This window comes from Streptomyces sp. CNQ329, assembly GCF_000482585.1.
The window spans coordinates 1-12,485 of record NZ_AXVU01000014.1 but is presented as its reverse complement, the minus strand read 5'-3'; the positions used below and the strand labels follow the sequence as shown (position 1 = coordinate 12,485).

Annotated in this window: 4 protein-coding genes and 1 rRNA gene; 1 reads left to right on the top strand and 4 read right to left on the bottom strand. The window is 70.2% G+C overall.

What is annotated here, in order from left to right; genetic code table 11:
- Positions 1 to 42 precede the first annotated feature (42 nt).
- The 3 genes from I003_RS0111585 to I003_RS0111575 all read right to left on the bottom strand — a co-directional run bounded on the left by I003_RS0111585 (position 43) and on the right by I003_RS0111575 (position 9,149).
- Positions 43 to 2,763: a DNA translocase FtsK gene (locus I003_RS0111585; protein WP_027771683.1), complete on the bottom strand. Its 2,721-nt coding sequence runs from the start codon at positions 2,761 to 2,763 to the stop codon at positions 43 to 45.
- A gap of 92 nt (positions 2,764 to 2,855) precedes the next feature.
- The gene (locus I003_RS0111580) at positions 2,856 to 3,518 is read right to left on the bottom strand and encodes a response regulator (protein WP_018838062.1); all 663 of its coding nucleotides are present in this window, start codon (positions 3,516 to 3,518) and stop codon (positions 2,856 to 2,858) included.
- A gap of 243 nt (positions 3,519 to 3,761) precedes the next feature.
- A complete protein-coding gene (locus I003_RS0111575; RefSeq protein WP_037720679.1) occupies positions 3,762 to 9,149 on the bottom strand; it encodes a HAMP domain-containing protein in 5,388 nt (1,795 codons plus the stop codon).
- A 346-nt stretch (positions 9,150 to 9,495) separates the two neighbouring features.
- On the opposite strand from I003_RS0111575, the gene I003_RS0111570 reads away from it, so the two are divergent.
- A complete protein-coding gene (locus I003_RS0111570) occupies positions 9,496 to 12,135 on the top strand; it encodes a SpoIIE family protein phosphatase (protein ID WP_078563931.1) in 2,640 nt (879 codons plus the stop codon).
- An 82-nt stretch (positions 12,136 to 12,217) separates the two neighbouring features.
- Here I003_RS0111570 and rrf read toward each other — a convergent pair.
- Positions 12,218 to 12,334, bottom strand: a 5S ribosomal RNA gene (rrf, locus tag I003_RS0111565).
- Positions 12,335 to 12,485: the final 151 nt, after the last annotated feature.

Sequence of the window (12,485 nt, the reverse complement as noted above, 5' to 3'; positions counted from 1 at the left end):
GATGTGACGCATCAGACGCCGAACCGGTTGCCCTCATCGCCGTCACGAATGATCCTGCCCCCGCAACTGGGCGAGCACTCCGTCCATTTCATCCGGTTTGATGAGTACGTCCCGGGCCTTCGAACCCTCACTCGGACCGACGATGCCGCGTGACTCCATCAGGTCCATCAACCGCCCCGCCTTGGCGAACCCGACCCGCAGCTTGCGCTGGAGCATCGACGTCGAGCCGAACTGCGTGGAGACCACGAGCTCGGCGGCCTGGCACAGCAGGTCGAGGTCGTCGCCGATCTCCTCGTCGATCTCCTTCTTCTTCGCCCCGCCGACCACGACGTCCTCGCGGAAGACCGGCGCCATCTGGTCCTTGCAGTGCTGCACGACCGTGGCGACCTCGGCCTCCTCGACGTACGCGCCCTGGAGCCGGACCGGCTTGTTCGCGCCCATCGGCAGAAACAGCCCGTCGCCCTTGCCGATCAGCTTCTCGGCGCCGGCCTGGTCGAGGATGACGCGGCTGTCGGCGAGGGAGGAGGTGGCGAAGGCCAGCCGGGAGGGCACGTTGGCCTTGATGAGCCCGGTGACGACGTCGACGCTGGGGCGCTGGGTGGCGAGCACCAGGTGGATGCCGGCGGCGCGGGCGAGCTGCGTGATCCGTACGATCGCGTCCTCGACGTCCCGCGGCGCGACCATCATGAGGTCCGCCAGCTCGTCGACGATCACCAGCAGATACGGGTACGGGGCCAGCTCCCGTTCGCTGCCGGGCGGGGCGGTGGCCTTGCCGGAGCGTACGGCGGCGTTGAAGTCGTCGATGTGGCGGTAGCCGTACGCGGCGAGGTCGTCGTAGCGCAGGTCCATCTCGCGGACGACCCACTGCAGCGCCTCGGCGGCCCGCTTGGGGTTGGTGATGATCGGCGTGATCAGGTGCGGGATGCCCTCGTACGCGGTCAGCTCCACCCGCTTGGGGTCGACCAGGACCATCCGCACGTCCTCCGGCGTGGCCCGCGCCATGACGGAGGTGATCAGGCAGTTGATGCAGGAGGACTTGCCGGAGCCGGTGGCGCCGGCGATGAGGATGTGCGGCATCTTCGCCAGGTTCGCCGAGACGTAGCCGCCCTCGACGTCCTTGCCGAGGCCGACGAGCATCGGGTGGTCCTCGCCGGCCGCGTCCGCGGAGCGCAGCACGTCGCCGAGCTTGACCATCTCGCGGTCGCTGTTGGGGATTTCGATGCCGACGGCGGACTTGCCGGGGATGGGGCTGATGATGCGCACGTCGGGGCTGGCGACGGCGTAGGCGATGTTCTTGGTCAGCGCCGTGATGCGCTCGACCTTCACGGCGGGGCCCAGCTCCACCTCGTACCGCGTGACGGTCGGGCCGCGGGTGAAGCCGGTGACGGCGGCGTCGACCTTGAACTCGGTGAAGACCTGGGTGAGGGAGGCGACGACGGCGTCGTTGGCGGCGCTGCGCGTACGGCCGGGGCCGCCGCGCCCCAGGACGTCGAGGGACGGCAGGGCGTAGGTGATGTCGCCGGAGAGCTGGAGCTGTTCGGCCCGGGGCGGCAGGGCGGCGGGGTCGGGCTCGGCGGCCTGCTTGGTGAGGTCGGGGACGGAGGTTTCCCGGCTCTCGGAGCGAACGGCCTCCTCCGCGCCCGGCACTTCGCGCGCGGCCGGTACGCCCCCGGTGCGCTCGGCGACGCCGTGGGTGAGGTCGGCGAGCAGCGGAGAGGGCTGGACTCCGTGCAGCACGGCGCCGTCGAGGTCGGTGGCCGCGGCGGCGGCCGCGTCGATGGGGTCCATGCCGCCGTAGTCGCGGTCGGCCGAGGCGCGGCGCGGCGGGGCGGGGGCGGACGGTGCGGCGGGGGCGGCCTTGCGGGTGCGGCGGCGGCGCGGCGCAGCCGGGGGCTCGGCGTCCGTGTCGTCCTCGTCCGTACGCACCAGACCGTCGCGCCAGTCGTCGTCGAAGTCCTCCGCCTTGGCCACCGCCGCCGGATCGGGCCGGGGCTGGACGAGGCCGAGCCGCACCCCGGCGGAGTGGATCCGGTCGGGGATCGCCGCGACCGGCGTGGCGGTGACGACGAGCAGCCCGAAGATCGTCAGGAGCACGAGCAGGGGCAGCGCGAGTACGTCGCCGAGGGTGCTGACCAGGGGCCGGGACACCGCCCAGCCGACGAATCCGCCGGAGTCCCTGATGGTCTGCGTGCCCTCACCGCGGCCCGGGGTGCCGCAGGCCAGGTGCACGAGCCCGAGCACGCCGATGACCAGGGCGGACAGGCCGATGACGATACGGCCGTTGGCCTCGGTCTTCTCGGGGTGGCGGATGAGGCGTACGGCGACGGTGGCGAGCAGGATCGGCACGAGCAGGTCGAGGCGGCCGAAGGCGCCGGTGACCAGGATCTCGACCAGCTCGCCCACCGGGCCCTTGAGGTTCGACCAGGTGCCGGCCGCGACGATCAGGGCGATGCCGAGCAGCAGCAGCGCCAGGCCGTCCTTGCGGTGGGCGGGGTCGAGTCCTCTGGCTCCGCGGCCTATGCCGCGGAAGAGGAAGCCGACGGTGCGGGCGAGGCCGACCCAGATCATGCGCAGCAGGCGCAGCACACCGGAGGTCGGCGAGGGGGCGGGCTTCTTCGCCGGTGCCTTCTTGGCCGCGGGCTTCGCCGGCGGCTTCTTGGCGGCTGCCTTCTTGGCGGGCGCCTTCTTCGCCGGGGCCTTTTTGGCCGTGCTACCTCCGGAGCGCTGCCGGGAGTTGCCGCTGCCAGAGGTACGTGAGGCCATACGTGCGAGATTACCGGCAGCGCGGGCACGGGACACGGAGGACGTGCAGGTACGCATCCTCCGCGCACGCGGGTCCGGCCGGCCCGCCCGGATTACTCCGCGTCGGGACGGGAGCCGGGCTCCAGGGCGTCGATCGCCTTGCGCAGCCCGGTGAGTTTCCGCTCCAGATGCGCGGCGGTGGCGACGACGGCCGACTCCGCGTTCGCCCCGCTGAGCTGCTTCGACAGCGCCTCGGCCTGCTCCTCCGCGGCGGCGAGCCGGGCGGACAGCTCGGCGAGCAGCCCGGTCTGCGCGGCCCCGTCGCCGTTGCCCTTCTGGGCGCCTTCGAGCTGCAGCCGCAGCAGGCCGGCCTGCTCGCGCAACTGCAGGTTCTTCATGTACAGCTCGACGAACACCGAGACCTTCGCCCGCAGCACCCAGGGGTCGAAGGGCTTGGAGATGTAGTCGACGGCTCCGGCGGCGTAGCCGCGGAACGTGTGGTGCGGGCCGTGGTTGATGGCCGTGAGGAAGATGATCGGGATGTCGCGGGTGCGCTCGCGGCGCTTGATGTGCGCCGCCGTCTCGAACCCGTCCATGCCCGGCATCTGCACGTCGAGAAGGATCACCGCGAAATCCTCGGTCAGCAGCGCTTTGAGCGCCTCCTCCCCGGACGACGCCCGGACCAGGTGCTGATCCAGCGCGGAAAGAATGGCCTCCAGCGCCAGCAGATTCTCCGGCCGGTCATCGACCAGGAGAATCTTGGCCTTCTGCACCATGGCCTGCCCTCCTCGCCCCGGCGGTGTGCCGGTCCTCGTCGCCAAAGACGTGCCCACCGTGCCGCCCGCCCTCGTGCCGGTCATCGTATCCACACCCCGAGACTCGCCACACCCTGTCACCGAGTTGTCACTGCACCCACTGCGACAACGCGCCTGCGATCAGTTTGGTTCCCGGAATCCCGCGTTCTCACACGCAATTGGACACACTGAGTCATCAATGAGCAGGAATTCATGGCGATTTGACTACTCTCCGCTCATCCAGCCGGTCATTACGGTGAGCAATCTGTCGGTATCGACGGGTTTGGTGACATAGTCCGATGCGCCCGCTTCGATGCTCTTCTCCTTGTCGCCCTTCATCGCCTTCGCCGTCAGCGCGATGATCGGCAGGCCGGCGAACTGCGGCATCCGGCGGATCGCCTCCGTCGTGGCGTAGCCGTCCATCTCCGGCATCATGATGTCCATCAGCACCACGGCCACGTCCTCGTGCTGCTCCAGCACCTCGATGCCCTCGCGGCCGTTCTCGGCGTACAGCACCGCGAGCCCGTGCTGTTCCAGCACGCTGGTCAGCGCGAAGACGTTGCGGATGTCGTCATCGACGATGAGCACCTTCTCACCGTTGAACGTGCCCTTGAAGCGCGGCGACGCCGACCGCCGGGACACCGCCTTCTCCAGCCCGTCGCCGTTCGCGGAGGGAGGAGCCGAAAGGGCTGCAGGCGCCGCTGAGGCGTCCCGCGGCTCCGTCTCGCCCGCCGGCCCGCCGGGCCGCCCCGCGCTCCCTGAGCGCCCGTCAGAGGACTTCCTCGTACGTCCCGAGGGCGGCGCCTCGACGTCGGCCGCACCGGCGGCGGCCTTCGCGCCGTCGGTCTGCTCCGGGCCCGCCGTGAGCGCACCCGCGACGGCGGCTCCCGTGCCCGGCAGCCCGGGGGCGGGCAGCGCGGCCGGGTGCAGCGGCATGTACAGCGTGAACGTCGAGCCGCGGCCCGGCTCGCTGTCGACGTGGATCTCGCCGCCCAGCAGCCGGGCGATCTCCCGGCTGATCGACAGTCCCAGCCCCGTGCCGCCGTACTTCCGGCTCGTCGTGCCGTCGGCCTGCTTGAACGCCTCGAAGATCACGCCCATCTTGTTCGACGGGATGCCGATTCCCGTGTCGGTGACCGAGAACGCGATCAGCTCGGCGTCCGGGTCGCGCAGCACCCCCTGCTCCAGCAGTTGTTCCTTGATGGCCGGCGGCACGTCGTCCCGCGCGGTGCGGATCAGCAGCTCCACCGCACCGCTGTCGGTGAACTTCACCGCGTTCGACAGCAGGTTCCGCAGCACCTGAAGCAGCCGCTGCTGGTCGGTGCTGAGCGTCGCCGGCGGGTCCGGCGAGACCCGTACGGAGAAGTCCAGGCCCTTCTCCGCCGTGAGCGGCCGGAACGTCGCCTCCACGTAGTCGACGAGCTGCACCAGCGCGATCCGGGTGGGGCTCACGTCCATCTTGCCCGCCTCGACCTTCGACAGGTCGAGGATGTCGTTGATCAACTGCAGCAGGTCCGAGCCCGCGCCGTGGATCGTCTCGGCGAACTCCACCTGCTTCGGCGTCAGGTTCCCGTCGCCGTTGTCGGCGAGCAGCTTCGCCAGGATCAGCAGCGAGTTCAGCGGCGTGCGCAACTCGTGCGACATGTTGGCCAGGAACTCGGACTTGTACCGCATCGAGACCGCGAGCTGCTCCGCCCGTTCCTCCAGGCCCTTCTTGGCCTCCTCGATCTCGACGTTCTTGATCTCGATGTCGCGGTTCTGCCGGGCCAGCAGCTCGGCCTTCTCCTCCAGCTCCGCGTTCGACTCCTGCAGCGCCTTCTGCCGCACCTCCAGCTCGCCCTGCCGGTCGCGCAACTGTGCCGCCAGCTCCTGCGACTGGCTGAGCAGCACCTCGGTCTTGGAGTTGACGCTGATGGTGTTGACGCTGGTGGCGATGACCTCGGCGATCTGGCTCAGGAAGTCCTTCTGGATCTGCGTGAACGGCTGGAACGACGCCAGCTCCACCACGCCCAGCACCCGGCCCTCGAAGATCAGCGGGAGGACGATGACGTGCGCCGGCGGTGCCTGGCCGAGCCCTGAGGCGATCTTCAGATAGCCCTTGGGGACGTTCTCGACGACGATCTGGCGCCGCTCCTGCGCCGCGGTGCCCACCAGCGTCTCCCCGGGGCGCAGGATGTGCGGCAGTTCGTTCCCGGAGTGCCCGTACGAGCCGATCATGCGCAGCTCGTACGCGTCGTCCCCGCTGGCCGCACCGATCTCGACGACGGCCTCGGCGCCGGAGCGCTGCACGAGGAAGAACGCGCCGTGCTGCGCCGCGACCACCGGGGTCAGCTCGCTCATGATGAGCCGTGCCACGTCGGCGAGGTCGCGGCGGCCCTGCAGCAGGCCGGAGATACGGGCGAGGTTGCCCTTGAGCCAGTCCTGTTCCTTGTTGGCGATGGTCGTCTCGCGGAGCTTCACGATCATCGTGTTGATGTGGTCCTGCAGCTCCATCATCTCGCCGTAGGCGTCCACGTCGATCTTGAGGTTGAGGTCGCCGCGGGTCACCGCCGTGGCCACCTGGGCGATCTGCCGCACCTGGCTGGTCAGGTTGTTCGCCATCAGGTTCACGGACTCCGTGAGGTCCATCCAGATCCCGGAGACCCCGCGCACCCGCGCCTGCCCGCCGAGGCGGCCCTCGGTGCCCACCTCGCGGGAGACCCGGGTGACCTCGTCACCGAAGGACGAGAGCTGGTCGACCATCGTGTTGATCGTGGTCTTCAGCTCCAGGATCTCGCCCTGCGCGGCCACGTCGATCTTCTTCGACAGGTCGCCGCTGGCCACGGCGGTGGTCACCATGGCGATGTTGCGCACCTGGTTGGTGAGGTTGGACGCCATCGAGTTCACGGACTCGGTGAGGTCCTTCCACGTCCCCGAGACGCCGGGCACACGGGCCTGGCCGCCGAGCCGGCCGTCCGTGCCGACCTCGCGGGCGACGCGGGTGACCTCGGCGGCGAACGACGACAGCGTCTTGACCATGGTGTTGACGGTGGCGGCGAGCTGCTGGACCTCACCGCGGGCCTCGACCGTGACCGTACGGGTCAGGTCGCCGTTGGCGACGGCGGTGGCGACCTGGGAGATGTTGCGGACCTGGCTGGTCAGGTTGACCGCCATCTGGTTCACGTTGTCGGTGAGGTCCTTCCAGATACCGGAGACCCCGCGCACCCGCGCCTGGCCGCCGAGCTGCCCCTCGGTGCCCACCTCGCGCGCCACCCGCGTGACCTGTTCGGCGAACGACGAGAGCTGGTCGACCATCGTGTTCACCGTCGTCACGAGTTCGAGGATCTCGCCCTGCGCGTCGACGGTGATCTTCTTGGACAGGTCTCCGCGCGCCACCGCGGTGGTGACCTCGGCGATGCTGCGCACCTGCGAGGTCAGGTTGTTCGCCATCGAGTTGACGGACTGGGTGAGGTCCTTCCACGTACCGGAGACGCCCTGGACCTCCGCCTGGCCGCCGAGCTTCCCCTCGGTACCGACCTCGCTGGCGACCCGCGTGACCTGGTCCGCGAAGGAGGAGAGCTGGTCGACCATCGTGTTGATGGTGTTCTTCAGCTCCAGAATCTCCCCGCGGGCGTCCACGTCGATCTTCTGCGACAGATCACCGCGCGCGACCGCCGTCGCGACCTGCGCGATGTTACGGACCTGTCCGGTCAGGTTGCCCGCCATGAAGTTGACCGAGTCGGTCAGGTCCCGCCAGACGCCGGCGACGCCCTGCACCCGGGCCTGCCCGCCGAGCCGCCCCTCGGTGCCCACCTCGCGCGCCACCCGCGTGACCTGCTCGGCGAACGACGAGAGCTGGTCGACCATCGTGTTGATGGTGTTCTTCAGCTCCAGAATCTCCCCGCGGGCGTCGACCTCGATCTTCTGCGACAGATCACCGCGGGCCACGGCCGTCGTCACCTGCGCGATGTTGCGGACCTGTCCGGTCAGGTTGCTCGCCATGAAGTTGACGGAGTCGGTCAGGTCCTTCCACGTACCCGAGACGCCCTCGACGCGGGCCTGGCCGCCGAGGCGGCCCTCCGTGCCCACGTCCCGCGCCATCCGCGTGACCTGGTCGGCGAAGGAGGACAACTGGTCCACCATCGTGTTCACGGTGTTCTTGAGCTGGAGCATCTCGCCGGAGACGTCCACCGTGACCTTCTGCGACAGATCGCCGTTCGCGACCGCCGTCGTCACCTGCGCGATGTTGCGGACCTGACCGGTCAGGTTACGGAAGGCCGTGTTGACCGAGTCGACCAGGTCCTTCCACGTGCCCGCGGCCCCCGGCACCTGCGCCTGCCCGCCCAGCTCACCCTCCACGCCGACCTCGCGGGCCACCCGCGTGACCTCGGCGCCGAAGGACGAGAGCTGGTCGACCATGGTGTTGACGGTGTTCTTCAGCTCCAGCATCTCGCCGGAGACGTCCACCGTGACCTTCTGCGACAGATCGCCGCTGGCCACCGCCGTCGTCACCTGCGCGAACTCGCGCACCTGCCGGGTGAGGTTGGAGAAGGCGGTGTTCACCGAGTCGGTGAGGTCCTTCCAGATCCCCGCGGCGCCCGGCACCTGCGCCTGCCCGCCGAGCCGCCCCTCCGCGCCGACCTCGCTGGCCACCCGCGTGACCTCGCCGGCGAAGGTGCGCAGCGTCTCGGTCATGGTGTTGATCGTGTCGGCGAGCTGGGCGACCTCGCCGCGTGCGCTGACGGTCACCTTCTGCGAGAGGTCGCCGTTGGCGACCGCGGTGGTGACCTGCGCGATGCCGCGCACCTGGGCGGTCAGGTTGCCCGCCATCAGGTTCACGCTGTCCGTGAGGTCCTTCCACACCCCGCCGACGCCCTCGACCTGAGCCTGCCCGCCCAGCTCGCCCTCGGTGCCCACCTCGCGGGCCACCCGGGTCACCTCGGAGGAGAACGCGGAAAGCTGGTCGACCATCGTGTTGACGGTGTTCTTCAGCTCCAGCATCTCGCCGTCGACGTGCACGGTGACCTTGCGCGACAGGTCGCCCTTGGCGACCGCCGTGGTCACCAGGGCGATGTCGCGGACCTGCGCCGTCAGCCGGTACGCCATGGTGTTGACCGAGTCCGTGAGGTCCTTCCAGGACCCGGACATCCCGCGCACCTTCGCCTGGCCGCCGAGCTTGCCCTCGGTGCCGACCTCGCTGGCGACGCGGGTCACCTCGTCCGTGAACACCGAGAGCTGGTCCACCAGCCCGTTGACCGTACGGCCCATCTTCAGCACTTCGCCCCTGAGCGGATGCGGGGTGCCGTCCTGGCCCTGCGGTCGCAGATCCATGCGCTGCTCCAGGTCGCCGTCCGCCACCGCGGTCAGCACCCTGCCGACGTCGGCCAGAGGACGTACGAGATCGTCGACCAGGGCGTTCGAGGCGTCGACCGCCGCCGCCCACGACCCCTCGCAGGGCCCCGCGGACAGCCGCTCGGCGAGCTTGCCCTCCCGGCCGACCATGCGCCGCACCCGGGACAGCTCGCCGGTGACGTGCAGATTACGGTCCGCGACCTCGTTGTAGACCTCGGCGATCTCGGCCATCACGCCGTCACCGCCGACCCGCAGGCGCTTTCTGAAGTTGCCGTCCCGCATGGACTCCAGCGCGCCCAGCAGCCGGTACAGGGACGCCGTATCGACCTCTGTCGTCCCGGAGGGCGTCCGGGAGCGCCCGCCCTTCGTGCGCGGACTCACGCCCGGCGCGTTCCCGTCAGACTCCACTGTGTCCCTCCCGCAGGGTCGACGTTCGCCTCGGGCTCCCTCCGAAGCCTTCCCAGTGTTTCACCCCGGCCCTGGCAGGCCATAACAGTTCGGCGGCTAAGGCGCACTTTCCGAGTGTTAAGAGAAGGATCCGGCATCTGTCCGCAGGGTGAAGGTAAGTACCCTGGCATCCGCCGTCCATCCCTTCAGCCGGGAGAGTGGCACATCGAAAGGAGACCTGGTGACCACCGCGCGGGCTGCGGCCACCTTCGAGCCGGTCGGGCGCTCCGTCGCCGCGGCCAGGACCTTCGTCCGCGACACCCTCCAGGGCTGGGGCTATCCCGAGGCTACAGACGACGCCGTCGTGCTGACCAGTGAACTTGTGACGAACGCCATAATTCATGCGGGTACAGCAGTGGATGTCCTTTGCGTCCGGATGGCCGACGCGGTGCGGGTCGAGGTCGCGGACCGGCACGCCGAGCGCGAGTTGCCGTTGCACAGCCCGGCGCTGCAGCCCACGCCCCTCGACCGCGAAGGCGGCCGCGGCCTGATGCTCTGCGCCGCCCTCGCCAGCCGCTGGGGCGTCGACTACACCGCCGAGCACAAGCGCGTGTGGTTCCAGCTCAGCGTCGCCGAGCCGCCCGCCGGCACCCGCGCCGCCGGCCCCGAGCTGCCCGTGGACGAGCTGCCGCTGGCCGAGGAGCGCATCCGCGTCGCCGTGGTCCGCATCGACCGCGGCGGCCTCGTCGCCGAATGGAACGACGACGCCCGCGACCTCTTCGGCTACGAACCGGAGAAGGTCATCGGCAAACCCCTCAGCGACCTCGCCGCCTGGCCCCACACCCCCGGCACCAGCACGGGACTGGTCGAGGCGCTGCAGCTCTCCCGCTGGGAAGGCTCGTACGGCATCCGCTGCAACGACGGGCGCGTCACCCCCGTCTACGCCTCGCACATGCGGCTGCGCGACTCCGCAGGCGACCCGTCCACGATCTGCCTCATGGTCCGCGACCGCGAACGCGCCGTCCTGCAGAGTCCGCTGCGCGCCCCCGCGGGCGACGGCCCCGGCAGCGAGGGCCGCGCCGGCGTCTTCCTGGGCAGCGACTCCTTCGAGGCCTTCATCGGCACCCCCTCCCCCGACGACCTCGACGGCCTGCTCCAGCGCACCGTGGAGCGCGCCCGCGACATGCTCGCCGGTGACGCCGCGTACCTGCTCCTGGCCACCGACGACGAGACCGAACTCGAGGTACGGGCCTCCACCGGACTGCCCTCCGCCCGCCAGCGGTTCGCCCGCGTCCCCGTCGAGACCGGCACCGGGCGCTACGGCTCCGCGCGCCTGCCGTCCGTCCACGAGGACCTCATGGCCCATCCCGACGCCGTGCCCCTGCTGGCCGCCACCGGGATGCGCTCCGTCGTCTCCGTGCCCCTGAAGGTCGAAGGCCGCCTCACCGGCTCTCTCGGCGTCGCCGCCGAGATGCCCGGCCGCTACACCAACGAGGCGGCACTGCGGCTCCAGTTCGCCGCCGACCGCATCGCACTCGCCGTGGAATCCGCCCGCCTCGGCGAGCTGGAACGGCTGCGCCGCGGCTCCCTGTCCTTCCTCGTCGAAGCCTCCGACCTGCTCGCCGGCACCCTCGACCGGGACCAGACGCTGGCCCTCATGGCCCAGATGATCGTCCCCACGCTCGCCAGTTGGTGCGCGGTCTACACCCTCCCCGAGCAGGCCGAGCCCGAACTCAGCTACGTCCTGCACGAGGACGAGGAGCGCATCGACGACCTGCGCGCCCTGCTCTCCCGCATCGACCCGCCGGACGCCGTCCTCGTCCCCGGCGCCCGCCAGTGGCGCGGCCCGGGCGAGGCGGCGCACACGCTGGCGATGCGCAGCTCGTTCCTCAGCCTGAGCATCGCCGGCAACACGACCCTCGCCGAGGAAGCCGAGACGTCGCTGGTCACGGCGGCGACCGTCGGCGGCGAAACCGTTGTGCTGCCGCTGGTCGCCCGCAACCGGGTCATCGGCATGCTCGTTCTGGGCAAGCCGACCGACGAGCGCTTCCGCCAGGAGATCCTCGAACTCGCCGAGGACCTCTCCCGCCGGGCGGCCCTCGCCCTCGACAACGCCCGGCTCTACTCCGAGCGCACCACCATCAGCCAGTCCCTGCAGCGCAGCCTGCTGCCCCCGGGTCTGCCGGACATCCCCGGCGTCGAGGTCGAGGTCATCTACCGCCCCGCGGGAGAAGGCAACGAGGTCGGCGGCGACTTCTACGACCTCTTCGAGATCCGGGACGGCACCTACGGCTTCGCCATCGGCGACGTCTGCGGTACGGGCCCGGAGGCCGCCGCCGTCACGGGCCTGGCCCGTACGGCACTGCGTCTGCTGGCGCGCGAGGGCTTCGGCGGCCCGGCGGTGCTGGAACGCCTCAACGCCGCGATCCTCGACGAGGGCGCCCGCGGCCGGTTCCTGACCCTGCTCTACGGCGAACTCTGGCCGCAGCCGGACGGCAGCGCCGTCCTCAAAACCGTCTGCGCCGGCCACCCGCCGCCCCTCCGGCTGCGCCCTGACGGCACGGTGGAACAGGCCACGGAATCCCAGCCGTTGCTGGGGGTCATGGACGACCTGGAACTGCACAGCGAGGAACTCGTCCTCGACCCGGGCGACGTCCTCCTATGCGTCACGGACGGCGTCACGGAACGCCGCGAGGGCACCCGCATGCTCGGCGACGAGGGCCTGATCGACGTCCTCACGACGTGCACGGGCCTCACCGCGGGCGCGGTGGCGGCACGGGTGCTGCGCACGGTGGAACGCTTCGCGGCGGAGCCGGCGTCGGACGACATGGCGATCCTGACGATGCGGGTGCCGGGTCAGATGAACGGGAACGGGGAGTAAGCCGGGTAAGGCGGCGGGCCCCGGAAAAGGGCCTGGAAATGGCTCAACCCCCGGACGGTGTCCGGGGGTTGAGCTAAAGATTGTTCGGCGGTGACCTACTCTCCCACACGGTCCCCCGTGCAGTACCATCGGCGCGGTCGGGCTTAGCTTCCGGGTTCGGAATGAGACCGGGCGTTTCCCCAACGCTATGACCACCGAAACACTATGAAACTCTCCCCCACACCACCCCACCCAGATCACGACTGGTGTGTGGTGTGGGCGGGTTGTTGTCTCAGAACCCGCACAGTGGACGCAAGCAGCTATGGACAAGCCCTCGGCCTATTAGTACCGGTCACCTCCACCCCTCACAG